The sequence below is a fragment of the Geobacter sp. AOG1 genome, assembly GCF_019972315.1.
Classification (GTDB): domain Bacteria; phylum Desulfobacterota; class Desulfuromonadia; order Geobacterales; family Geobacteraceae; genus Geomobilimonas.
In genome coordinates this window covers 2194108-2219295 of the sequence record NZ_BLIZ01000001.1, presented here as the reverse complement: position 1 = coordinate 2219295, position 25188 = coordinate 2194108, and the positions used below count along the sequence as shown (strand labels likewise).

The 25188-nt window shown below is 58.1% G+C and carries 23 protein-coding genes; 1 reads left to right on the top strand and 22 read right to left on the bottom strand.

From position 1 onward, the window contains the following. Positions 1–13: 13 nt before the first annotated feature. From LDN04_RS10150 to lysS, 22 genes are all read right to left on the bottom strand, one after another. On the bottom strand, positions 14–1027 hold the full coding sequence (locus LDN04_RS10150; RefSeq protein WP_223909666.1) for a glycosyltransferase family 9 protein: 1014 nt from the start codon (positions 1025–1027) through the stop codon (positions 14–16). A 153-nt stretch (positions 1028–1180) separates the two neighbouring features. Then, positions 1181–2191, bottom strand: coding sequence for a glycosyltransferase family 2 protein (locus LDN04_RS10145; RefSeq protein WP_223909663.1), 1011 nt, complete (start codon positions 2189–2191; stop codon positions 1181–1183). A 38-nt stretch (positions 2192–2229) separates the two neighbouring features. Next, positions 2230–3324: a glycosyltransferase family 4 protein gene (locus LDN04_RS10140; protein ID WP_223909661.1), complete on the bottom strand. Its 1095-nt coding sequence runs from the start codon at positions 3322–3324 to the stop codon at positions 2230–2232. Positions 3325–3337: 13 nt separating this feature from the next. Next, complete coding sequence (locus LDN04_RS10135) at positions 3338–4273, bottom strand: glycosyltransferase family 2 protein (protein WP_223909658.1); 936 nt, start codon at positions 4271–4273, stop codon at positions 3338–3340. 79 nt (positions 4274–4352) lie between these two features. Next, positions 4353–5426, bottom strand: a complete 1074-nt coding sequence (locus LDN04_RS10130; RefSeq protein WP_223909656.1) for a glycosyltransferase — start codon at positions 5424–5426, stop codon at positions 4353–4355. A gap of 17 nt (positions 5427–5443) precedes the next feature. Then, the gene (gene waaF, locus LDN04_RS10125; RefSeq protein ID WP_223909654.1) at positions 5444–6505 is read right to left on the bottom strand and encodes a lipopolysaccharide heptosyltransferase II; all 1062 of its coding nucleotides are present in this window, start codon (positions 6503–6505) and stop codon (positions 5444–5446) included. Positions 6506–6511: 6 nt separating this feature from the next. Beyond that, positions 6512–6685, bottom strand: coding sequence for a Trm112 family protein (locus LDN04_RS10120; RefSeq protein WP_223909652.1), 174 nt, complete (start codon positions 6683–6685; stop codon positions 6512–6514). A 63-nt stretch (positions 6686–6748) separates the two neighbouring features. Continuing rightward, complete coding sequence (gene lpxK, locus LDN04_RS10115; RefSeq protein WP_223909649.1) at positions 6749–7822, bottom strand: tetraacyldisaccharide 4'-kinase; 1074 nt, start codon at positions 7820–7822, stop codon at positions 6749–6751. A 135-nt stretch (positions 7823–7957) separates the two neighbouring features. After that, entirely contained in the window at positions 7958–9247 is a 1290-nt protein-coding gene (locus LDN04_RS10110) for a 3-deoxy-D-manno-octulosonic acid transferase (protein ID WP_223909646.1), read from the bottom strand. Further along, positions 9244–9903 (bottom strand): lysophospholipid acyltransferase family protein, encoded by a 660-nt coding sequence (locus LDN04_RS10105; protein ID WP_223909643.1) that lies wholly within the window; start codon positions 9901–9903, stop codon positions 9244–9246. Before LDN04_RS10105 ends, LDN04_RS10110 begins: the two co-directional genes overlap by 4 nt. Then, positions 9903–11621 carry a lipid A export permease/ATP-binding protein MsbA gene (gene msbA / locus LDN04_RS10100; RefSeq protein WP_223909640.1) on the bottom strand — a complete coding sequence of 573 codons (1719 nt, stop codon included), beginning with the start codon at positions 11619–11621 and terminating at the stop codon, positions 9903–9905. Before msbA ends, LDN04_RS10105 begins: the two co-directional genes overlap by 1 nt. Beyond that, entirely contained in the window at positions 11618–12781 is a 1164-nt protein-coding gene (lpxB, locus tag LDN04_RS10095; protein WP_374045151.1) for a lipid-A-disaccharide synthase, read from the bottom strand. The genes msbA and lpxB overlap by 4 nt, the downstream gene beginning before the upstream one ends. Then, complete coding sequence (locus LDN04_RS10090) at positions 12774–13868, bottom strand: DegT/DnrJ/EryC1/StrS family aminotransferase (protein ID WP_374045150.1); 1095 nt, start codon at positions 13866–13868, stop codon at positions 12774–12776. The genes lpxB and LDN04_RS10090 overlap by 8 nt, the downstream gene beginning before the upstream one ends. 24 nt (positions 13869–13892) lie before the next feature. Next, positions 13893–14822, bottom strand: coding sequence for a Gfo/Idh/MocA family protein (locus tag LDN04_RS10085; protein ID WP_223909634.1), 930 nt, complete (start codon positions 14820–14822; stop codon positions 13893–13895). Further along, complete coding sequence (gene lpxA / locus LDN04_RS10080) at positions 14822–15598, bottom strand: acyl-ACP--UDP-N-acetylglucosamine O-acyltransferase (RefSeq protein ID WP_223909631.1); 777 nt, start codon at positions 15596–15598, stop codon at positions 14822–14824. Before lpxA ends, LDN04_RS10085 begins: the two co-directional genes overlap by 1 nt. Positions 15599–15659: 61 nt before the next feature. After that, positions 15660–16094, bottom strand: coding sequence for a 3-hydroxyacyl-ACP dehydratase FabZ (gene fabZ / locus LDN04_RS10075; protein WP_223909628.1), 435 nt, complete (start codon positions 16092–16094; stop codon positions 15660–15662). 71 nt (positions 16095–16165) lie between these two features. Next, on the bottom strand, positions 16166–17215 hold the full coding sequence (gene lpxD, locus LDN04_RS10070) for a UDP-3-O-(3-hydroxymyristoyl)glucosamine N-acyltransferase (RefSeq protein WP_223909625.1): 1050 nt from the start codon (positions 17213–17215) through the stop codon (positions 16166–16168). A gap of 69 nt (positions 17216–17284) precedes the next feature. Further along, on the bottom strand, positions 17285–17803 hold the full coding sequence (locus tag LDN04_RS10065) for an OmpH family outer membrane protein (RefSeq protein ID WP_223909622.1): 519 nt from the start codon (positions 17801–17803) through the stop codon (positions 17285–17287). 25 nt (positions 17804–17828) lie between these two features. Beyond that, positions 17829–20147 (bottom strand): outer membrane protein assembly factor BamA, encoded by a 2319-nt coding sequence (bamA, locus tag LDN04_RS10060; RefSeq protein ID WP_374045149.1) that lies wholly within the window; start codon positions 20145–20147, stop codon positions 17829–17831. Between the two features lie 10 nt (positions 20148–20157). Beyond that, a complete protein-coding gene (locus LDN04_RS10055; protein ID WP_223909618.1) occupies positions 20158–20829 on the bottom strand; it encodes an ABC transporter ATP-binding protein in 672 nt (223 codons plus the stop codon). Positions 20830–20978: 149 nt separating this feature from the next. Further along, entirely contained in the window at positions 20979–22253 is a 1275-nt protein-coding gene (locus LDN04_RS10050; RefSeq protein ID WP_223909615.1) for a lipoprotein-releasing ABC transporter permease subunit, read from the bottom strand. 78 nt (positions 22254–22331) lie between these two features. Beyond that, entirely contained in the window at positions 22332–23807 is a 1476-nt protein-coding gene (gene lysS / locus LDN04_RS10045; RefSeq protein ID WP_223909612.1) for a lysine--tRNA ligase, read from the bottom strand. Between the two features lie 728 nt (positions 23808–24535). Here lysS and wrbA point away from each other — a divergent pair. Then, a complete protein-coding gene (wrbA, locus tag LDN04_RS10040) occupies positions 24536–25153 on the top strand; it encodes an NAD(P)H:quinone oxidoreductase (protein WP_223909609.1) in 618 nt (205 codons plus the stop codon). Positions 25154–25188: the final 35 nt, after the last annotated feature.

Genomic DNA, 25188 nt, shown 5'->3' with positions numbered 1-25188 from the left:
GGTGCAGAACGTCCTACTTCTTCCCGCATCCCGTTTCGATCACACGTTCGACCACTCTCAACACTTCCTCAACGCTAATATTCTTCATACACTCCATGACAACAGGGTTGACGCACCTATCGGTCACGCAGGGGACACACGGCACCTCAGGATGACGGATCACACTGTGCCCTTCTCCAACCGGTCCGGTCCTCTCCGGATTGATGGCACCAAACAGGGCGACTGCGGTGGTTCCCACCGCAGTCGCCATATGGAGGGGACCGGTATCCCCAGTGACAATGGTCGTGCAGCGCTGCAGTACCGCTCCCAACTGAAGGAGCGTAGTCCGCCCCACCAGGTCCAGAACCGGGCTCTTCATGCTGGAGACAATCGCCTCGGCAAGGTCCCGCTCGTCCGCTCCCCCCACGATCACCACGCCGGCTCCCCGTTCCGTCACTAACCGGTCCCCCAGCCGGGCAAATCGCTGGGGACTCCAGCACTTGATCCGGTTGCTGGCCCCCGGATTGAGGGCAATGACCGGCTTTCCTGTAAAGTCTGACGAATTGAAGAGATCAGCCGCAAATTGTGCGGCATCAGCACCCGGCTCGAACTCCAGATGCTGGTCCACCTTCAAGGGGTCAATTCCCAAAGGAGCCAGCGTTTCAATATGGTTCAGAACCGCATGGATAGTTCGTCCACGGGCCTTGTGATACACGAGCACCCGACAGGGGAGTGCGGCCGAAACCAGGAACCACGCCTTGAGGTTGCTGCGTTGGAAATTGACTACGAGATCGTAACGGGCACGGTACAACCGCAACCAGAGCCTGGCCAGGGAGGAGAGGGAGCGGTGTACGCCCCGCTTGTCGAACACGATCGCCTCGTGGACATGGGGATTGTGCTGGAACAGGGCCGCAGTCGCTGCCGAGCTCACCAGGATGGAAATGCGGGCCTCGGGATACTTCCCATGAAGGGCACGGATTGCCGGAGTGAGCTGGAGGAGGTCGCCGATGGCACCCGGCTTTATTATGAGGATATTCCCATAGTCCATGAATAATATCATTATCCAGCTGGGGTGCGCGCCCCACAAGCTGGTAGCAGAATTAGATCAGTTGCGACAGTGGGCCATAACGTACGGCCGTAGAGAACGTGCAGCAGAGATGTACCGTAAGATTCCAAATTCAGCATCATACCAGTCAAGGCCTCAGAAAGAAAGCTTTCTTTGTAGAAGTCCCTGAACTTTAGTGTAACGTTTGTGAATGGATTTTCCCCATTTCAGTGTGAATTTAGCAATGCCAGGTGGTAAATATATTGCCGGCACTATGTACAACCAAAACAAAATATTTTTACTGAATTTATCATGGAAGATCTGAAATATGTTTTCATTACTATCATCGTAAACTTCTTTGTTTAATCTTATATTCAATATTCTGCCAGGGTAGAATTGTGCTAACAACTTATTGATTATTCTATTATATAACTGTAAACTCAATCCATTATTCTTATACGTTGACAATATTGCCATGAAGTTCGTAACGAATACATGGAAGAACCTGAACCCTCCTGAGTTAAAGGTTTTTGCAGCCAGTATCGGCCGTTCGATGTATGCGTGTTTTTGATTATAAATATAGGCGGGGAGGGTCCATCCCAACTGCACCAGATTTGTACCACTGTATGCACCTATGTTAATGCTGCTTGGCATCAGTGACTTATTTATAATGTTGCTACTGATAAAGGTAGAATCAATATATACTCTGTAAATATATTCCTGATTGTCGTTATATACAACATAACCTTTGTCAGGTCGTGTATTATGATCTTTCTTATTAAATTCTCCCGAGAATGCAGTTACACTTAAGAAAACAGATCCAAAGTCATCGCTCCTGATAACATCCAATAAATATTTCAAAGCATGATCATGAATTACATCGTCGTCTCCAAAAATCAACACATATTTACTGTCAGCTTCCTTGTAACACTGTATAAAATTCTCATCGGGACCAATATTGCAACTGTTCCTTATATATCTGATATTAGGATGTATTTTCAGGTATTTTGAAACGATGTCTTGTGTCTCGTCTGTTGAACAATTGTCCGATATAATAAGGTCTACTTCAGTCTCACACTCATGTAGTTGTGGTGAAAATTGGCTTAGACACAAATCTAAACATTTTGCCCGGTTAAATGTAGGGATTGCAATTGTAAATAGTTTCACATGAGCTCCAGTAGACTGCTATTCCTGCCTGTGGCGGGTCATTTCAGAAGATGCTGGTAATATTCCAGGTACCGGCGGCCCATGGCTGCCAGGGAGTACTGCCGTTTCACCAGGTCATAGCCGTTGCGGCCAAGGGAAAAGCGTTGCTCGTCATCCTGTAACAGGCCGACCACAGCGGCGGAGAACTCGGCAGGCCCTCCCGTCACCACCCTTCCTACATCCTCGCCGCGGAAGATATCGACCATCCCCCCCTCGTCGTAGGTCACCACCGGCGTCCCGGCAGCCAGGCTTTCCAGGTGGACGATACCGAATCCTTCGTTGCGGTGGGTGGTCACCGACAGGTCGAAGTCGTAAAAGATGTCAGGAATCCGCTCCCGGGGCACCCGACCGGTGAAGATCACCGCGTCCTCCACCCCGAGGCTGCTGATCTGCGCCATGATGGGAGTGATGAGCCATTCGTCGGTGTTGTCGCCGACGAAGGCGACCTTGATCCCCGGAAAGGCCTGCCGCAGGGTGGGGATCATCTCGATCAGTTCCCCCTGGTTCTTCCAGAACTCCCCGATCATGCCGATGAGGGGAAATCCTTCCCCCGTAAAATAGCGGCGCGGACGGCTGCGGTCAAACTTCCCGTCAGCGGGGGGCTCACCGAGGGCGATACCGTAATAGACCACGCTCACCTTGCCGGCCATTGTCGGGTTCCCCTGGAGAAGCTTGGTCCGCACATGCTCGGAGATGCAGAGAATGGCGTCGGCGCTGCCAAGAAGGAGCTGACGGCGGGCAGTGGCGGTATGGTAGCTCATCATGAGCTTGCCCGGCTTGCGCAACGGGAAGGCCAGATGCCAGGCCAGGGCGGTCATGAAAAGATCGTGCTCCCGATTCACGGAAACGATATCGAAACGCTCCCGGCGAAGAAGCCGTACCAGTTGGAAGAGTGCCTTGACGTCACCGAGGCCATGGCCGGGAAGAGCGTGCACCGGCATCCCCAGCTCCCGAAACCGGGCGTCGGACCGGGCGCCGGACCGTACCACGAACTGCACTTCCGTTCCGAGCCGTCCAAGTTCGCTCGCCAGATCCTTGAGGTGCTCCTGACCGCCACTCCACCCCTTGTCGTTATTGATCAGCAGGACCTTCATGGCCACTCTCCCTTCAACATATGCACCGGAACACCTCACGGTCGGTCACCCGGAAATACTTCTGCCGCTGCCGCCGTAGGGCGGGCACCCGGGGGAGGTAGCGAAGCGCCCGGAAAAAGCCGACGAATTTATATTTGCGAAAGGCCACCACATCGTAAAGCAGGGAAAACGGCAGACAGATAAAATATCGAAGGATGAGCGCCCGGTCCGTGATGTTGAGCCAGAGGAAGAGTGTCCGGTTACGGTCACCGATGAACTTGATTTTCCTCTTTTTGTGCAGGCTGAGGATAGTAGAGCTCGTCTCGTGGTAGACCGTCGTCCCCGGCTCCAGGAGGCTCTTCCATCCCGCTTTCCAGGCGCGGTAAGAGAGATCGATATCCTCGATATAGAACGGGTGGTAGATCGAATCGAAGCCGCCGAGAATACGGAGCTTTCCCCGGTCATAGAAGCTCGCCCCGCCGGAACCGTAGAAAATGGGGACTTCCCCCTCCAGGGAGGGAAGATCGGCACGCTGCAGGTAACGGGTCTGGAACCAGCAGACACCGGGGCGCAAGCGCGGGATGGCCTGGCTCTCCCGGCGGCGGGGATCGATGATGTCTGGCGTGGCGCTGAACACTGTCGGGTCGTCGAACCAGCGAAGCGGCCGGTCAAATAGATCGTCCTCCACAAGGATGTCGTTGTTGAGTGAGAGCACCACATCGTGACGAGCGGCATCTATCCCCCGGTTCATGGTCTCGCCGAACCCCACGTTGCGCTCGTTGACGAGCACCCTCACCTCGGGAAACCGCTCGGCAAGGAAACTGACCGTATCGTCGCTACTGGCATCGTCGACCACGATGACTTCCACCGGGGCGCCATGCCGGGCCGCTGCCCGCAAGAGGGGAGGCAGGTTCCGTTCCAGGAGGTGACGACCGTTATAGGTAGGGATGACAACTGAAACTGATTTCATGATTCCTTCGCTCATTCAGGGTGTTTTTTGTCGCCCTGGAATACATTCGGCAGTTGGAGTCTGTCTCCACCTGCCGAATTCAAGCAGATACAAGTTCGAGGATCCGCCGCGGATCATGCTCCTCGGCAAGCACCCGTGCAGCGTCACAGGCCCGCGCAGCGTAGGTTTCCCAATCCCCTAGCACCTTGTCGATGGCGTCAGAGAGTGCTTCAGGGGTGCGCTCCTCTATGGTGACTCCAGCTCCGAACCGCTCCACCTGCACGCCGGGCCAGGTACCGCGAGTGGCGATGACGGGGGCGCCGTGCAGCAGCGCATCGAGGACAACTCCGCTCACCGCGTCGGCAAAACGCTCCCGTTCGTACGGTGCGAGCACGAGAGCGCCACGGAAGCGCGCTGTATAGCCATCCCGGTCAGGCGCATGGTCGTCAGTCACGAGTCCCTCATACCCCGAAGCAAGCAGGGATTCGACGAGCTCTACCTCGCGCCGTCCATGCCGTAAGGCATGCTTGGTCGACACCTGGACAAACAGGGGGATCGACCTCCCTTCCCGCGCCCACTGGTTGGCAAGCCTGGCGATGAGATCGAGCCCCTTGTTCATGCGGGCGGCCCCCGCCATGAGCAGGCGGGAAAACGGTGCGGGCTCCGGGAGTTTTTCGGGGCCAATGGCCGGATAGGGCATGCACGCCACCCGCCGCCATCCCCCCTCGCGGAGGGCTCGGGCGATGGCTTCGGTCGGGACAATGGCAAGGGCGTGCAGTCTCGCCGGCGCTGAGAGCCGGTGGAAGACCGCGTCCTGGAGCCCCGTCGGTATCCAGTGGAAATAGAGGCACGCGTGGTCAGGCGTTCTCCCCGACAGGGCGGCCGCCAGAGAAACCACGGCCCCATGCCTTCCGTCGGAAGTCAGCACGAGAAAAGGTATCCCTTCGCGCGTGGCGCGCATGATAGTCCGCCACTCCGCACACGCTCGCCCGACTCTCGGCTCGTCCATGCAGGGACTGACAGCCGGCATGGACGCCAGCAGCTCGTCCGCATCGGGATGGGCAAATACGTCGATCGTCATCCCGTCGGCACGCATCCCCAGGGCGCGGACGAACTCGGCATAATGACCGCTCGGGTTTCTCAAGTTCGGTTCGATGACCAGGAGCCGTCGCATGTGGTTATCCTGTCTGTTCACGTGAAAAAAGTCTCGATCTCATCCAGCACCCGCTGAACGGTGATACTCTCGACGCATTCCGGCTTTCCCCGGAGTGACGGCTTGCATTCGGTAAAAAATTTCTGCCGACAGGGGGAACAGGAGAACTCGCTGTAGACAACGCGGCAGCTCTTGCCCCACGGACCGAACTTTACCGGTGACTGGGGCCCGAAAACCGCCACGAGCGGTACCCCGAGGGCCGCCCCCAGATGCATGATCCCGCTGTCGTTGCAGACGAGAAGCCGACAACGGGCAAGGAGTGCCATGGTCTGGCGGAGCGTGGTGCTTCCCACCGCCATAACCGGTTCGGGGGATATCCTCTCCCGCATGTAGTCGGCGAGTTCCCCGTCCCTTCCCCCGCCGAAGAGGACGATCCGCCCACCGTGGATGCCCTGGAGCCGATTGGCAACCTCAATGAAGTTGTCCTCGTGCCACGCCCGGGTCTGATTGGCGGCAAAGGGATGGATCGCCATGAGGGGCACGTCGGGGGAAACACCCCGAGCAGCCAGGTACTCCTCCGCAAACCGCTCCTCTTCCGGGGAAAGCCACGCATCCAGTTGGTCGTCCTCTACTTTCACCCCATCCGCCCGCAGGACATCGAGAAAGTTCTGCACTTCATGCCTGTCGTGGCGGTAGGGAACCTGCTTGGTGAGGAGAACCCCGCGCCCCTCCGTATCGAAACCGACCCGTTCCGGCGCACCGGTCAGCCAGGAGATGACGGCACTGGAGAGGGAGCGTTTGAGTACGTATACCTTGTCGAACCTCTTCTCCCGCAGTTCCCGGATAAAGGCTATCTTGGCGGCCAAGGTCCGGTGCGCCCCCCGGCTGTCGGCATGGATGGTAACCGGATCCCAGTAGATCAGCTCATCCACATAGGGGATGCCTGTAATGACCTCGGCGGAACCGGGCGCCACCACCCAGGCGATATACGCGTCCGGCTCCGCTCTGCGCAGGTTGCGCAGAAAGGGGACCGTCAGAATCGTGTCGCCGATAAAGCGGTACCGCAACACCAGTATTTTTTTCTGCTTTTCACTTTTCATTTTTTACTATTCACTGATTTCCTCCGCCTCATCCGCCAGCATCACCGGAATATCGTCACGCACCGGATATTTCAACCGGCAGACCGGACAGACCAGCCCCGAGCCGTCCTCAAGCAACCGGACCTCTCCCCTGCAGGCGGGACAGGCGAGAATAGCGAGAAGTTCCTGGGATAATACCATGATCTATTTCTCCCGACTCGTCGTGTGATTGGATTTTTATGATGCCACAACAACGCAGGCAACTTAAAGCAATTTCTCGATCTCTCGTTCCAGCGGCAGTGCATCGGCAAAGGTTATCTGGAGCGACGCGACGACACAGGGGCCGAGCCGGTCTTTGAATTGAGTGAGCTTGACGGCATCTTTCCCTGTGGTGATGAGTATGGCACTCTGAGACGTATCACGGAGTTTGCAAATTGCTGCCAGTTCCTCATCTCCGTACACCGAATGGTCGGGAAAGGCAAGCGTGGCCACGAGTGGAACACCCGCCCGCTCAAGTTCATCGAAAAAGCAACCCGGATCGGCAATTCCCGAAAAGGCCATGATCCGCACCCCCTTCAGTCGGGAAAAGGGAGCCAGCGCCCCCCCCTCAAGGGGAATCATCCCTTCGAGGGTGTGGGCAGCCATGAGAAATGGTTTGCCAGGGACCGGATTTACCAGCCCAACGCCGTCTTTAGAGCGGGTGGCAACGACAATATCAGCCCGGCCGGCCGCGGCCACCGGTTCCCGCAACAGGCCGGCCGGGAGGGTAAACCCGTTGCCGAAGGGGCGCCGACTGTCAACGAGCAGGACGTTCAGATCTCTCTGCAGCCGGATATGCTGAAAGCCGTCGTCGAGGATGAAGATATCCGGCTTGAGCGTTTCGAGGGCATACACCCCCGCCCGGTAACGGTCGGCTCCGATGACGACCGCAAGGCCGGGAACGGTTTTCGCCAGCAGGACCGGTTCGTCCCCCGCGTCTTCGGGGGGAAGGAGGATGCGTTCCCCGTCGGAGACCATCCGTATTTCACCGTGGGCGCTCCCCCCGTAGCCGCGGGAAAGGACGACGACCCGCTTCCCCTTCCCCATGAGATATCGGGCGAGCCAGCCGACCATGGGGGTCTTCCCCGTCCCCCCCACCGTCAGGTTGCCGACGGAGATGACCGGCCGGGGTAGCCTGCGAGTGCGCAGCAGCCCCGCCCCATAGGCAAAGGCCCGCAATCGGAGCGCAAGGGAGTAGAACAGGGAGAGAAACTTCAGGCACCCAAGCAACAGCCGGTCCTGGGGATTTTCCCGTTTTCCGTCCACCAACTCGCGAAAATACTGTTCATATCCGGCCATGCATTTTTCCCCTGAATTCGTGAGGGGTAAGTGTTCTGTGGAAATATGCCCGAGTTCCAGGTAGAGGCGATATGAGCCGTATAGCAACGAACCGAGGGGACTCTGGGCAGATCAGAATCTTTACCCCTCGCACGTTCATTTCAACAGTGAAGCGATAATCTCCATGTGCCGGTCCGTCGCCCCCCTGTTTTCATCCAGAAGAGCAACCCCGTGGCGCCCCATGGAGGTACGACGCTCGTCGTCCGCCAGGAGCTCTTTCAGTACAGAAGCCAGCTCCGCACCGTCATGCACCTGTACCCCCCCGCCCGCTGCCAGGACCATGGCGGCAATCTCGCGGAAATTGCTCATGTGCGGCCCGAACACCACCGGCACGCCGAGGGAGGCGGGCTCCAGCACGTTATGTCCGCCGGTCGGCACAAGGCTCCCTCCGACAAAAACCAGGTCCGAGAGGGAATAAATCGTCATCAGTTCACCGACCGTATCGACCAGCAGGGCTTCCCCTGTTCGGAAATCAGATGTTTTGTCCTTAAGTTCCGAGCGGAGGGAGAAGGGGATGCTTTCCTTTTTCAGCAATTCCCCAACCTGGCCGGCCCGTTCGGGGTGACGAGGGACAAGGACAAGCAGGCAGGCATGCCCGGCGGCCAGGATTGTCCGGTAAGCAGCGAGCACCAGCTCATCTTCTCCGGCATGGGTGCTCCCCGCAGTCAGAACAATCAGGGACGCAGGAACACGGTATTCCTTCTTAAGCAGGGATTTCCGCTCCGGTGAAAGGACGACTGAAGGGATATCATACTTGAGATTTTTCGTCACATGGACGCGGCCCGAATCGGCGCCGATGGCGATAATCCTTCGGGCATCCTCGTCGGTCTGCATGCAGAGCGCCGTGAAATGGGCGAGAACGGGGCGGAAAAACCAGTCAAGCTTGAGGTAGCGGCCAAAGGAGCGGTCGGAGATGCGGCCGTTAACCATGACGGTGGGAATACCCAGCCCTGCTGCCGTGCGGAGAAAATTCGGCCAGATTTCGGTTTCCACGATGACGACGAGAGACGGCCTGAGTGATTGCAGCACCCGCCGAACGGCAAACCGGTAGTCAAAGGGAAGGTAGATGCAGAGATCAACTTCCGGCAGCTTTTCCCCGATGCTCCGACCGGTTTCGGTCACATTGGACAGAACGATCCTTTTGTCAGGGAAACGCTGACGGAGGGCTGTCAGAAGCGGCTTTGCAGCCATGGTTTCGCCGACGGAAACCGCATGAACCCAGATTATTTCCTTACCACCGAGAGTGGCAACACGCTCCGGCGGGATGGAACCGAACCGTTCGGCAAATGCAGCACGCCTCCCGCGGCTCGCGGAGCGATAGAGGTGGTAAGGGATGATGCCGATGAGGGCCACCCAGAGCAGGATGTCATAGAAGAAGTAGATCATGTCCGGAAATAACCGTCCGCCCGCCCGGTTGCCTCCTTGAGGGCATGCTCGATACGGAGACGAAACACCTCCATATCCTCCCCCTCCCGGTAATGGAGCGGTTCCCCCACCACGAATACCCCCCGGGAAAAAGGGCGGGGGATGAGAAAGCGGTCCCAGCTCTTCATCCGCCAGACGGACGAGGCTGAGAAGGCAATGGGTATCACTGGCCGGCCGCTCAACCGGGCAACCTGCGCCACGCCAGGCTTGAGTTCTTCCGATGGTCCGCGTGGGCCATCGGGAGTGACAGCCACGTCATTGCCCGCTCGCAGAAGCCGGACCATTTCCTGCAAGGCGGCCTTCCCCCCCTTAGACGACGATCCCCGCACCAGCCTGAAGCCGAAGCACTTCATGATGTTGGCAATGATCTCACCGTCCCGGTGAACGCTTATCAGCACATACAAGGTATTCCCGGGATAGAGGAAGGGAAGCATGAGCATCCGGCCATGCCAGAAAACACCGACAAAACCTTCCCTGGTACGGACAGCGTTGTCAATGGCATCTCCTACGATGCAAATCCGCATGGTGGCACGGAGCAACCGGATGATGCCATACATGAGGAGCGTCAACGGTCTACCGGAAAGTGAACGTGCTATTTTGCGGCGAAGTTCTCTCATCAGTCCTTGAACTGCATCTGGTACAGCTTATTGTAGACTCCGTCATGGGCCAGCAGTTCACGGTGAGAACCCGATTCGGCGATTCTCCCCTTTTCTAGCACCACGATCTTGTCGGCATTGACGATGGTCGACAGCCGGTGGGCAATGACAAAGGTTGTGCGGTTCTTCATCAGGTTATTGAGGGCCTTTTGCACCATCTGCTCGCTTTCCGTGTCCAGGGCACTCGTCGCCTCGTCCAGGATAAGAATCGGCGCATTCTTCAGCAGTGCGCGGGCAATGCAGATACGCTGCCGCTGGCCGCCCGACAGGCGCACGCCGCGGTCGCCGATACTTGTCCGGTACCCTTCGGGCATCTCCATAATGAAGTCATGGGCAAAGGCGGCTCGGGCAGCAGCCTCAACATCGGTATCGGTGGCATCCTGCCTGCCGTAGCGGATATTGTTGGCAATGGTGTCGTTGAACAGGATGGTTTCCTGGTCGACGAGGGCAACCTGGTTGAGCAGATCCCCCAACCGCAGAGAACGGATATCGATGCCGTCGATCAGCACCGCACCCTGACTGACGTCGTAAAACCTGGTAATGAGGGAGACAAGTGTGCTTTTTCCCCCTCCCGAAGGCCCCACCAGTGCCACGACCTCTCCCCGGTCGGCCCGGAGGGAAACGTCGGTCAGGACATTCTCGTCTTCATAGCGGAACGATACGTTAACCAGCTCCACCCTCCCCTCGGCCCGGGTCAGGGGGAGTGGCGAGGGTGGATCTATGATATCCGGCTCCAGGTCCATTGACTCGAAAACCCGGCCGGCAGCGGCAAGAGCGCGCTGGAGGGTGTTGTAGGTTGAGTTTAATTTTTTTATGGGATTGTAGAGGAAGATCATGGCCGCGATAAAGGAGAGGAACGCCTCGGGAGTCAATGTCCCGTTGCGGATCATGGCGATGCTGGCCCAGACCACGGCGGCAATCCCCAGGGAGGTGAGAAGCTCCATGATAGGAACTGCCATCCCTTCGTATTTTATGGATTTGCGCAAAAAATGGTAGAATCCCCTGTTGGCCTCGCTAAACTTGTCGATTTCGCGTTCTTCCATGCTGAAGGCCTTGACGACCTTGATGCCGGCGTAACTCTCCTGAAGTATGCTCGCCAGGTCACCCACCTTCTCCTGGCTTTGCCGTACGGCATTCTTGATGCGCCGCCCGATCTTCTGGGCGGGATAGACCGTGGCAGGGAGGACAAGAAAGGCGATGAGGGCAAGTTTCCAGTTGAGATAAAAAATGGTGCCGAGGAGGAACACGGCCCCGAGACCGTCCCGGAAGAGGCCGGTGATGACATTCGCTACCCCTTCCTGCATCAGGCTGACGTCATTAAGCACGCGTGACATGAGTGCGCCGGTCTGGTTGCGGCTGAAGTAGCCGAGACCAAGCCCCATGTTTTTCCGATAGAGCTCGTTGCGGATGTCCTGAATGGCCAGCTGGCCGGAAGTGCGAATGAAATAGTCGTTTACATAACGCGCAAGCCCGCGCACCAGAAAAATGGCGATAATGGCCACGGGAAGAAGCTGGAGGAGCGACCAGTCCTTTGTGGCAAAGAGCTTCTTGACGATAGGTCCCGACAGATACGCAAAAAGGGCATCCATCCCTCCGACGACGGAGGAACCGACTGCAGCGATGACAATGCGCAACCAATAGGGCCGACTGAACTGCAAAAGGCGCTTGTATGTGTTCATGGGCCCTCAACTCCGGGAGCAAGCATCTCGGCTGCCAGCTGGGCCACGCGCCGGGAGCAGCCGCCCGTCCCGAGCATACCCCGCACCCCTTTCAACTTTTCGGTCATGGCTGCCGCATATTCCCGGTCCCCCAGAATTTTTTCAATCTCCACGGCAATCCTGGCAGGTTCCGCGTCGTGCTGGATCAGTTCCGGCACCACCCGCTCACCGGCAACTATGTTGCACAGACCGATGTGATCGACCCGGATGAGACGTCTGCCGATTTCATAGGTCATGGGGGATACCTTGTAGATGATAACCATGGGAACCCCCATTAGGGCGATCTCCAGGGTGACGGTCCCCGACACGGTAACGATGGCATCGCAGAGTTCCATGGCATCGTGGGAACGGGCGGGGATAATCGTAACCGGCAGACCGGATTCGGACAGGTGCGGCTCCAGGTCGGCACGGGTCAGGCTGGTGGCCAGGGGGAGCACGAACTGCAAGTCGGGATGCCGTTCCCGCAACAGGCGGGCAGTTGCCAGAATGGTCGGGAACAAGCTGCGGATTTCGCTCCGCCGGCTGCCGGGGAAAAGCCCGACCGTTTGCCGGTTGGGATCGAGACCGAACTCCCGTTGCAAGGGAGAGCGCTCGGCCGTAGGACGCACCGAATCCAGCAGAGGATGACCGACAAAGGTGACCGGTACGCCGGCACGCTCGTAGAACGGCACTTCGAAGGGGAATACCACCGCCATGTGATCGACGCGCCGGCCGATAGTATGCACCCTTCCCGCACGCCAGGCCCAGACCTGGGGGCTGATGTAGTAGAGCACCTTGATGCCGTGCTTTTTGGCAACCTTGGCCAGCCGCAGGTTGAAGTCGGGGTAGTCGATAAGGATCAACAGGTCAGGTGGTTGTCGCTTGAGGATACCGGCCAGGAGAGAAAAGGCCCGGTAGATGGTCGGGAAGTGGGCGACTACCTCCACCAGTCCCACCACAGCCATCTCGGCCGCATCCACCAGGGTCCGCACGCCCGCCTCGCGCATCCGGACCCCGCCGATGCCGAAGATATCCACGTCGCCAAGCCGCTCGCGCAGGGCTGTTGCTACGGCGGCACCATGGTGATCACCGGAAGCCTCGCCGGCAACCATCATGATTCTCTGCACGCGGGAATCAGGCAAGGGCGTCCCGGACAGCGGCCAGCACTTCGTCCACCTGGGCGTCAGTCATTTCAGGGAAAATGGGGAGGGAGAGACAGCGGGCAGCAATCCCCTCGCTGACCGGCAGCGACAGGCCTGCACAGGCGGCAGCAAAGACGTTCTGCTTGTGGAGCGGAATCGGGTAGTAGATGGCGGAGGCGATCTGCCGCTCACCGAGTTTGGCCATGATGGCATCGCGGCGGTCGCTCAGCAGCGTGTACTGGTGGTACACGTGATTGCCGATGCCGTCTTCCATCGGTGGTGTGATTCCCAGCGGGGCCAGGGCGGCCGAATAGCGGTGGGCAACACGACGCCGCTCCCGGTTGTAGGTGTCGATCCGCTTCAACTTCACCCGGAGGATCACCGCCTGCAACTCATCCAGCCTGCTGTTGTAGCCGATGGCGTCATGATGGTAACGGACCTTGCTGCCGTGGTTGCGCAGCATCCGGAGCCGTTCGGCCGTCTCGTCACAGGTGGTGGTCACCAGGCCGCCGTCCCCGTACCCCCCTAGGTTCTTGCTCGGGAAAAAGCTGAAACAGCCGGCCAAGCCGAAGGAGCCGGTCATCTTGCCGCCGATGGCCGCGCCGAAGGACTGGGCACAGTCTTCTATGAGGAGCAGGTTGTGTTTATCGCAAAGTTCCTGCAACGCCCCGATGTTGGCCGGCTGGCCGAACAGGTGCACCGGCAGGAGCGCCTTAGTCCGGGGGGTGATGGCTTTGGCCACCAGTGCCGGGTCGATGTTGAAGGAGCCCGGTTCTACGTCGACGAACACCGGGGTGGCCCCGACATAGCAGATGGCCTCGGCCGTGGCGATGAAGGTAAAGGGGGAGGTGATCACCTCGTCACCCGGGCCGATGCCCGCCGCCGCCAGCGCCAGATGGAGAGCATCGGTCCCCGATGCGACGCCGACCGCATGGGGAACACCGAGATAGGCGGCCGTCTCCTGTTCGAATGCGGTAACATTGGGACCGAGTATGAACTGGGTCTTTCCCAGCGCCTCCAGAAGTCCGTTGTCGATTTCTTCCTTGATCTGCTCATACTGGATTTTCAAGTCTACCATGGGGATCATTGTCTCACCTCGTCTCTCTACGTTTCACAGTTTTTTACTGATCAGCAGTGCCGTTTCCAGAGCGCGCATCCCGTCCTCGCCGCTGACTACGGGAGGTTTGCCCGTGGCTATGGCATCGAGGAATGCCGCAATCTCGCTCTTGAGCGCGTCACCCTGTTCAAAATTCTCTTCGTGGATCTGGATGGCGGGGATGCCGGGCATCATTTCCCCCTCCCCTTTCCGGAACACCGACAGTTTCTTGCTCTGGAAGTCGACGGTTATGTAGGCGTCGGCCTGAAAAATCCGCATCCGCCGCTCGCTCTTGAGGCTTATCCGGCTCGCCGTGACATTGGCCACGCAGCCATTTTCGAACTGGATACGGGCGTTGGCGATATCCTCCTCGTCGGTGAAGACGGGCGCGCCCACGGAGTTGACCTGCTTCACCCGGGAATTGACAATGTGCTGGATGATATCGATATCATGTATCATCAGGTCGAGCACCACGTTGACATCGGTCCCTCGCGGCTTAAAGGGGGCAATCCGGACCGATTCGATGAAGCGGGGATTGGTAAGATGGTTACTGAGGGCAACCACCACCGGGTTGAACCGCTCAAGATGTCCCACCTGGAAGACCAGCCGACGCTCGGCGGCAATCCGGATCAGTTCCGCTGCCTCCTCCAGGGTCGTGGTGATCGGTTTCTCCAGCAGGACATGGGCACCACCCTCCAGGAAGGCCCGGGCCACCTCGAAATGATACTGGGTCGGCACCACCACGCTGACGGCATCCACCTGTCCCACCAGTTCACGATAATCGGTAAAGGCAGGGCACCCCACCTTGGCAGCCACCTCTTCGGCCCGCCCCCTGTCCGTATCCACTACGCCCACAAGTTCGGCGTCGGGGAGTGCCGCGAATTTCTCCGCGTGGAACTGCCCCAGGTATCCGACCCCAATGACGGCTGCTCTGATTTTTTTCATCAGCGGCAAATTCCCCTTTGCGATTGTTCGATAAACGACACAAGTTGCTTCACTTCCTCAGTCTGGGGGAGCTCCTGTCGGATACGGTCCAGGGCGTCCACCAGCCGCAGCTTGGACAGCACGAGGATGCGATAGGCCTTTTTCAGGGTGGCTATCTTATCTTCGCTGAACCCCCTCCGCGTCAGGCCGACCTGGTTAAGGCCACGTAGCTTGACGTCCTTCCGGTCTCCGGTAACGATGGTAAAGGGAGGAATGTCCTGGCCCACCATGGTTCCCCCGCCGATCATGGCATGTGCACCGATCCTGACGAACTGGTGGATCGCACACAAGCCGCCAAGGATGGCGAAATCGTCGACTCGCACGTGCCCTGCAAGGGTGGCACCATTGGCCATAACCACACCGTTGCCCACATGGCAGTCATGGGCCACATGGGAATAGGCCATGAAAAGGTTGCCGTTACCCACCGTGGTTTCGTTGTCGCCGGTGACGGTGCCGGGATGAAGGGTGGCAAACTCCCGGATGATGTTGCGATCCCCGATTTTCAGCCAGGTTTCCTCTCCCTTGTACTTGAGGTCCTGGGGGATACCACCCACCGAGGCGAGATGGAATATCTGGTTGTCCTGGCCGATCTCCGTCCAACCGTCGATTACCGCATTGGGACCGACCCGCGTGCCCTTTCCAATCCTGACATGGGGGCCGATAAAGACTCCCGGGCCTATTTCCACATCGTTGTCGAGCTCCGCACCTTGCTGGATTGCGGCTGATGGATGAATCATGAAAACTCCCATGTGCACGGAAGCGCGAGAAAAGATGGAACGCCACCTTGCGCCTTCCGCTCTATTTATCGGCGAATGTCGCCTTCAGTTCTGCTTCGGTAACCACCTTGCCATCCACATAGACCTTGCCGACGAAACACCAGATGCCACGGCGGCAGGCGGTCATTTCCATCTCGATGCGCAGCTGGTCCCCCGGGACCACCGGCCGCCGGAATTTGACCTTGTCGATGGCGGCAAAATAGGAAATCTTTTTGCGGATCTCATCATCGGAAGCAAGGTAGGCAAGGATTCCCCCCACCTGGGCCATGGCCTCGATGATGAGAACCCCCGGCATGACGGGATGCCCGGGGAAATGCCCCTGAAAGAACGGTTCGTTCACGCTGACATTCTTGATTCCAACGATCTTCTTCCCCTCCTCAACCTCCACTATCCGGTCGACCAGCAGGAAGGGATAGCGATGGGGAAGGATTTTCATGATTTCATTAACATCGAGCATGACAAACTCCGTTACATGGATTTTTCGTTACGCATCAACAAAGTAACATAGAGGGCCGAGGGAGTACCCCCTTACACAGGTCCCTGGTCCCGGGTCCCGAGTTTGGCCTCCAGCTCTTCGACCTTCTTTTCGAGGGCGCTTACCGTTTTCCGCAGTTCGGGGAGTCGGGGGATAACCCCCATGGACCGAAGCCATTCCTTGTGGGGGATGGCCGGAATACCACTGTAAATGCCATTGGCCGGCATATTTCCCGGCACGCCGGATTTAGCGCCGATCATGACATTGTCGCCGATCTCCAGGTGGCCCGCCACCCCGACCTGACCGGCCAGGGTAACATGATTGCCAAGCTTGGTGCTTCCCGAGATGCCGACCTGCGAAACAATCATGCAGTTCTCACCAATGACACAGTTGTGGGCGATTTGCACCAGGTTATCGATCTTGGTACCCCTCCCGATACGGGTCACTTCGAGAGCCGCCCGGTCAATGACCACGTTGGCACCGATCTCCACGTCATCTTCCACCACCACGATACCGATCTGGGGAATCTTGTAATATCCGGCACCGTCCGGGGCATACCCGAAACCGTCGGAACCGATGACCGTCCCGTCGTGGATAATCACACGGTTGCCGATACGGCAACGCTCCCGGATGCTGACGTTGGCATGGAGGGTAACGTCGTCACCCAGTTCCACCCCCGGATACAGTGCTACACCGGGGTAGAGGGTGACCCTGTTCCCGAGCCGGACACCGTCCGCAACCCAGACTCCCGGATAGATGGTAACGTCGCTCCCCATGATGACATCCCTGCCGAGACTGGCCCCCTCCATAACTCCCTGGAATTGGGGAGGATGCACATGGAAGAGGGTCAACAACTTGGCAAACGCAAGATAGGGGTTGGCGACCTCTATGACATTTCTGCCATGGCCATCGGCACCGGGGGGGAGTATGACCGCAGTGGCACGGGTAGTGGCGACCTTCGACGCATACCTGGGGTTGGCAAGAAACGTTATCTGTCCTTCACCGGCGTCATCCAGACCGGCCAAGCCATGCACCAGCGCCGTCTCGTCGCCGATCACCCTGCCGCCAAGGTAGACAGCAAGTTCTTTAAGGTGTTTTCCCATGTCAACTCCTGACAATAATCAGAACATGTGTAGTGGCCCGCCCGACCTGGGCACCCACGGGGAGTGCCCCTACTTTTTCTTCGCTTCGTTGAAGATCTTGAGAATTTCGTCAGTCAGATCAGACTTGTCATCGGTGTAGATCATGCTGTCGTTCTTGACGAAAATGAACGAGTAGCTGTTCTTCCGGCCGTACTCCTGGATCACCTTGACGATATCCTCCACGATTTTATTGGTGTATTCGTCGTTCTTTGCCTGCAGATCGTCCTGGGCATCCTTGAGGAATCGCTGATACTCCTTGAGCTTCTGCTGATAATCCTTCTCCTTCGCATTACGCGCGGTTTCGGAAAGGAGAACACTCTGTTTTTCAAGGTCGGCCTTGAGTTTTTTCAGTTCCTCTTCCTTGGCGTTCTTTTCGTTCTCGTATTTGCCGGCCTTGAGGGCAAGTTGCTCCTTTGCCTCCTTGCCGGCATTGGAAAGGACCAGGACCTTCTGCACATCGACCGACGCGAGTTTCACGTCGGCTGCCCCGGCAACGGCCGCCATTGCCATTATCAGGGTGAAGAATACGGTAGTGATGATCGTGCGCATGTACATCTCCTTTTTCAGATATAAATTAGAAGAAACTTCCGATGGAAAACTCCAGCCTGCCGCTGGCCTTGTCGATCCCCGTGCGGGGGTTGAACGGTATGCCGTATTCCAGGCGAAGCGGTCCAAGAGGGGAAAACCAGCGGACGCCAAGGCCGTAACTGGTCTGGAACCGGCTGAACAGCTTGTCGAGCCCGTCGTAGGCATTGCCGGCATCAAAGAACAGCACCCCTTTCAACCCGGCATCCTTGAGAAGGGGGAAACTATAATCGATATTGAAGTACGATTCCGTATTGCCACCCACATAGGTGGTGATGGGCGTAATGGAGCTAATGCCATTTATGTCGGTATTCACGACATTGTTGGAAACATGGGGGCTCACCGTCCGGCCATTATAGCCGCGAATAGTGTTTATCCCCCCCAGGTAGAACAGTTCGTCGATGGAAATCCTTTTCCCCCCCACCGACTGGATGTGACCGACGGTACCCCGCAGGGAAAGGACCGTTCCCCACATGGCAGGAATGAAGAGTGAGTTTTCCGTCACGTAGCGTGCATACCGGTTGGTCCCCCCAAGGCCGGCAAATTCGGCGGAAAGGGTGTTGACCATGCCGCGAGAAGGGTCGAGACGGTAGTCGGTGGTGTTACGGGTAATGCTGGCCGTAACGGAACTCGTGGTGGACGTCGTTTCGGGTGCGGTAGTCATCCCAAGGGCGATACTTTCCTTCAGGGCCGCCGACTCATTGTAGACTTTCTTGTCCTCGTACTTATAGAGCAGGAACGTGCTGACGTTATCCGACAGGGGATATCCTCCCTTGAGGTCGAAACCGGTCACCCTTCGGCTGAAGTCAATGTAGTCACGCTCGGACCGGTAGACGTCACCACCGAAGGTCCATTTGCTGTCCAGGAAATAGGGGTCGGTGACCCCCACGTTATAGGTCTGGGATTTACCGCCGAGGGAAGCCGACAGGTTGGCCTTGAGGCCAAGGCCGAGGAAGTTCGCCTGCTGCACCGAGCCCTGCCCGATCAAACCGTCCAGGGAGCTGTAGCCGGCACCGACGCTGAAGGTTCCCGTAGCCTTCTCCTTCACCTCCACGTTCACGTTCAGCTTGTTATCCGCACTCCCCTTCGCAGTGGAGATGTTGGCCTCCTCGAAGTAGCCGAGGTTCATCAGGTTTGTCTTGCTCCGCTTGATGCCGGTGCTGCTGTAGAGCTCCCCTTCCGTCACCCTCAGCTCCCGGCGCACGACCTTGTCGCGGCTCTTGGTGTTCCCGCTGATATTGATACGGTCGATATAGACCTTCTCACCCTTTTCCATGTCGAACACGAGATCTATGGTCTTCTTCTCCGGGTTCACCCGGGTCTGGGGAGTGACATTGGCGAAGGCGTAACCCTTGTCGGCATAGACATCGGTCAGGGCAAAGACGTCATTCCGCAGCAGTCCCCGACTGAACACATCCCCCGTCTTCAGTTTCATTATGGCGGCCAGTTCCCCCTCTTTCTCCAGGAGGTCCCCCTTGAAGCCGATGGTCCCTGTCCTGAACTGCTCACCCTCGGTGATGCCGATGGTCACCACCAGGGCGCTCTTGTCGGGAAGGAGTTCCACTTTCGGTTCACCCACCTTGACGTTGACATACCCGATATTGAAATAGAGGTCGGCAATCAGGTTGACGTCGTTCTTGAGCACCTCTTCCTTGTACGTACCGGCGCCGGTCAGCCAGGAGAGCATCCACTTTTCCCCGGTTTCCATTGCCTTTCTGAGTTGACGGGGGGTAAAGGCACGGTTTCCCTCGAACTCGATTTTTTTGATGAGGACCTTTTTACCTTCCGTAATCTTGAACACGACCCGGACGTCGGTTTCTCCCCGTTTGTCCGTCTGCGTCTCCACCTCAGCCAGGTAATACCCCTCGTCGGCGTAGAGCTTCTTGACCTTCTTCACGCTCTTGGCCACGTCCCGTGGTGAATAGACGGTGTTCGGCTTCACCTCGAGCACTTCCCGGACCTTCTCCGTGGTCAGTTCCTTGGTTCCCTCGATCTTCACATCCCGGACGATCCCCTTCTCCACGACCCGGTAGACGAGTATCACCCCCTTGTCGGCAGGAACGGTTTCCGCGGTGATGTTCTGGAACTGTCCGAGCTTGTAAATGGCTCGGATATCTGCATCCACCTTGTCGGCATAGAGCAGATCCCCCGCCTTCAGCCTGACCGCGTTGAGAATGGCGGCCGCTTCAATGCGCCGGTTCCCCTTGACCTGGATATCGGTGATCTTCTCCCCTTCGGCCCGGGCAAAGCCAGCCGGCAGGGCGACCATCATCAGAACAACTGCTGTGTAACAGGCTAGACGGCGCAATCGGCCTCCCCTACTCTATTCGTCCGTCTACCATACGGATGGTCTTTCCCATCCGGGCAGCCAGGTTTTCATTATGGGTCACGATGATAAGGGTGATCCCCGTGCGGGCGTGGAGTTCCATGAGCAGTTCGTGGACCCCCTCGCTGGTCTTCATGTCCAGATTACCGGTCGGTTCGTCCGCCAGAAGAAGGGGCGGTGCGAGCACCAGGGCGCGAGCAATGGCCACCCGTTGCTGTTCGCCACCGGACAGTTCCCCCGGCTTGTGGGTCAGGCGATGGGCGAGTCCCACATCGGTAAGCAGCTTCGTTGCAATCCCTGCTGCTTCCTCCCGCTTCATCCTCCCCATGAGAAGCGGCATCATCACGTTCTCCAGGGCGGTGAACTCACGCAGCAAGTGGTGAAACTGGAACACGAACCCGAGGGAACGATTGCGGAAAGAGGCCAGGGAGCTCTCCCCCCGGTTGAAGACGTTCTCACCGTTGAACAGGACCTCTCCCGACGTGGGGTGGTCAAGGGTTCCCAGGACCTGGAGCAGGGTGCTCTTCCCCGCCCCGGAGGCCCCGACCAGGGCAATGGTCTCTCCCGCCGCTACCTCCAGATCGATCCCCTTCAGCACCTCCACAGCCGTTACGCCGCTCCCGAAGGACTTGTACAACCCCTTCACCTGCACAAGACTAGGCATGGGAGCACCCCGTCACGGCACAACGCAACGAATTCGGAAAAAGCTTCAGATGCAAGGCGCGACGTGCCATCCGAACGAGGCGTAGCAGCGCTACGTCGCAGTGAAGGAAGGTGCGGTGCAACGCCGCAGATGGACTTTTGCCGGATTCGTTATTCATAGCGGAGCGCCTCTGCCGGTGCCATCCGTGCCGCCTGCCACGACGGATAAAGGGTCGCCACGAACGATATCGCTACCGCCGTCACCGATATGAGGAGCACATCGGACGGCACCACCTGGGACGGAAAGTGGTCCAGATAGTAGACGTCCTTGCTGAACAGTTCGAAGCCCGTCAGCCTTTGGATGACATCGACAATCGGCTGCAGGTTGAGGGCCACCACGAGCCCTCCGAGCACACCAATGGCCGTGCCGAAAACTCCGATCACCAACCCCTCGAAGACGAATATCCGCATGATGCTCCGACCGGTCGCCCCCATGGACTTGAGGATCGCGATATCCCTGGTCTTCTCCATCACGATCATGAACAGGGTGGAGGCGATGCCGAAGGCCGCCACCAGGACGATGAGAGTCAGGATGATGAACATGACCATCTTTTCGGTCTTGAGAGCAAACAGGATGTTCTTGTTCATCTGCATCCAGTCCCGCGCATAGAAGGGAAACCCGAGTTCCCGGTTGATGGTGCGGGCCAGTTCACCGGTCTTGTAGACATCGGCAACCTTGAGCTGGATGCCGGTCACCGCACTCCCCAGGCCGAGGAAGTTCTGGGCCTCGGACAGAGAGACATAGGCCAGGGTGGTGTCGTATTCGTACATGCCGGTGTTGAATATTCCCACCACCCGGAACGGCTTCAGCTTCGGGACCATGCCGAGGGGGGTAATATTGCCGAGGGGAGAAATAACGTTGACCTTGTCTCCCAGGTAGAGGTTGAGGTTCCTCGCCAGCTCTTTGCCGATGACCACCCCCGGTAAGGGCGGCTCGCTTTTGGCGTAGGGGGAGGGAACGGGGCTGTCCAGATTGGACAGTTTCCCCTCCACCACCGTCTTATGGAGATTCGTCACCTGCGCGTCGGTATGGGTATCGATGCCGCGCAGCACCACTCCGGAGACGTTCTTGCCGGTGGAGAGCATGACCTGATTATAGATGAAGGGGGTCGCCGCCACCACGCCGGGGAACTTCTTGAGGCGCTCCATGACGGGGGGGTACTCGTCGATGCCGCCGCCGGTCTTCAGCACCACGATATGGGCGTTGGTCCCGAGGATCTTCTCTTTCAGGTCTTCCTCGAAACCGGTCATGACCGCCAGGACGATGATCAAAGCCATCACTCCGAGTGCCACGCCGGCCGTCGAGATGACGGTAATGATCGATATGAATGCCGACTTGCGCTTGGCCTTCAGGTAGCGCAGGCCGATAAAAAGTTCGTAGGGCATAGAAACCGGGATCCGGGACCGGGGATCGGAGATCGGGGTTGGTTACAGGTCCCCGGTCCCCGTTTACTGGTCCCTGAATTATTTTTCCTTCTTGAGTTGGGGGAAGAGGATGACGTCCCGGATGGAGGGGGAATCGGTCAGAAGCATCACCAGCCGGTCGATCCCAATCCCCTCCCCCGCCGTAGGGGGAAGGCCGTATTCGAGAGCCCGGATGTAATCCTCGTCCATGTAGTGGGCCTCCTCGTCACCCTTGTCCTTGGCCGCCACCTGGGCAAGGAACCGCTCCTTCTGGTCGATGGGGTCGTTCAGCTCGGAGAAGGCATTGGCCATCTCCCGACCGGCGCAGAAGAACTCGAACCGATCGACGATTTCCGGGTCCTGGTCGCTCTTGCGCGACAGGGGAGAGACCTCGGTCGGATAGGCAGTGATGAAGGTCGGCTGGATCAGCTTGGTCTCCGCCACTTCTTCGAAAATCTCGGTGATGAGCTTGCCATAGCCGATGTCCTGCGGAAGGTCGAGGCCGATCTGGCGCGCATAGGCGTAGGCCAGGTCACGGTCCTCCAGGGATTTGGCGTCGATGTCGCCATACTCCAGGATCGCCTCCTTGACCGTCAGCCGTTTCCAGGGGCGCTTGAAGCTGATGTCGAGCCCCTGGTACGTAAAGTCGAGGGTACCGAGAAGTTCCTGGGCCACATGGCAGAGGAGTTCCTCGGTCAGGTCCATCAGGTCCTCGAAGGTCGCGTAGGCCTGGTAGAACTCCATCATGGTGAATTCCGGGTTGTGACGGACGGATATCCCCTCGTTGCGGAAGTTGCGGTTGATCTCGAACACCCGCTCGAAGCCCCCCACCACCAGCCGTTTCAGGTAGAGCTCGGGGGCGATGCGGAGAAACAGCTCCATGTCGAGGGCATTGTGATGGGTGACAAAGGGACGGGCCGTGGCGCCGCCGGGAATCTGCTGCATCATCGGCGTCTCGACTTCGAGAAAATCCCGGCCGGTCATGAACTCGCGGATCAGGTTGATGACGCGGGAGCGCTTGATGAAGACCTCCCGCACCTCAGGGTTAACAATCAGGTCAACGTAACGCTGCCGGTAGCGGGTCTCCACGTCGGTGAGGCCATGGAACTTCTCCGGCAGGGGAAGGAGGGACTTGGTCAGGAGGCGTATTTCGCTTGCATGGAGGGAGAGTTCGCCGGTCTTTGTGCGAAACGGCTTCCCTACGGCGCCGATGATATCGCCGATGTCGAAGGTCTCGAACCGCTCGAAGGCCTCTTCACCAACAGAGTCCTTCTTCACGTAGAGTTGCATTCTCCCCTTGCGATCCTGGAGCTGAACGAAGGCCGCCTTGCCGAAGGAACGACGGGCGATAATCCGGCCGGCCACCGTGAAAGTCGCGGGGTTATCCTCTATGTCCGTCACATGGCCATAGGCGTCAGCCAGGTTCCGCGAGGTATGTGCAGGTTTAAAATCATTGGGGAACGGGTTGATCCCCGCCTCCCACATGGCATCCAGTTTGCGTCTCCGCTGCAACAGCAGTTCACTGAGCTCTTCCATCGACTGTTTCTACCCCTTGTCTCGGCGCTTTTCCGCCGGTTTAACAAACTGGCAAATTAGCGTAAATAGGGGCGTTAAGTCAAGTAAAAAGGCGGAAAACGACGAGAGCCCCGGAACGAATTCCGGGGCTCTTTCATTATAGCTTGGCGCTGACCAGGGGCTCTTTATGCCAATCCGTCGGTGGCAATCTGTCCGGCTCCATCGTATACGCCCCATGCGGGCCGCATAAAACGGGTTACCAGCTGTTGCCCCTTTTTCAAGCGGTTGTGACGCGCCTGGCGGATGTCACACTACGCAATCCGCGTTGTCCCTTGCAGCGCCAATCTCAACTCAATATGCTCCAGGATGCCGTACAAATCCTTGAACTCCTGACCTGTGTGCAGTATTGACCGGGAAGGCGCTTCAGGCTTCCTTCTCCGCAGAGGGCTTGCTCACCACGCCCGGACCCGGCACCCTTTGCCGTGATTATCGACAGCGGCTCATACGATGGGTACCTGCACCCCAGAGCACTTGTCAAAGAACATCTTCTTACGCCTTTAGTATACTGCCGCCGGCATCATTAATCAACACTTATATTCCCCAACAAATTGCGTGATTTTGAGAGGTTACCCTTAATCACCATGTCAAAGTAATCCCTGCCCTACCTTGACGCAGCCCAAGGCGGCGGTATCATCTAACAGTGACGCAAGTGACCAGTTGGTCGTACCCCACCACCAAAGGAGAACTCCATGGCACCAAAGATTCAGGTTATATTCTACAGCATGTACGGTCACATCTATCAGATGGCAGAAGCGATTGCAGCCGGCGCACGTGAGGTCTCCGGTGCCGACGTAAGCATCTACCAGGTACCAGAACTGATGTCCAGTGAGGCTCTGGAAAAGAGCGGCGCCAAGGCGGCCCGGTCAACCTTCGCCCATATCCCCGTGGCGGTTCCCGCACAAATGGCCGAGGCGGACGCCATTATTTTCGGCACCCCGACCCGGTTCGGCAACATGTGCGCCCAGATGCGAAACTTCCTCGACCAGACGGGAGGGCTCTGGGTGCAAGGGGCACTGGTCGGCAAGGTGGGGAGCGTCTTCACCAGCACCGGCACCCAGCACGGTGGCCAGGAGACGACCATCACCAGCTTCCACTCCACCCTCCTCCACCAGGGGATGATCATCGTGGGGGTTCCCTATGCCGAGCCGCGGCTCACCGTCATGACCGAGATCACCGGCGGCACACCCTACGGAGCCTCCACCCTTGCCGCTGCAGACGGCTCCCGCCAGCCTTCGGAGAACGAACTTGCCATCGCCCGTTATCAGGGAAGGCACGTGGCGGAGATTGCTAAGAAACTAGTCGGCTAAATCAGCCCGTAGTTGAAAACAGAAAAGGCGGCACC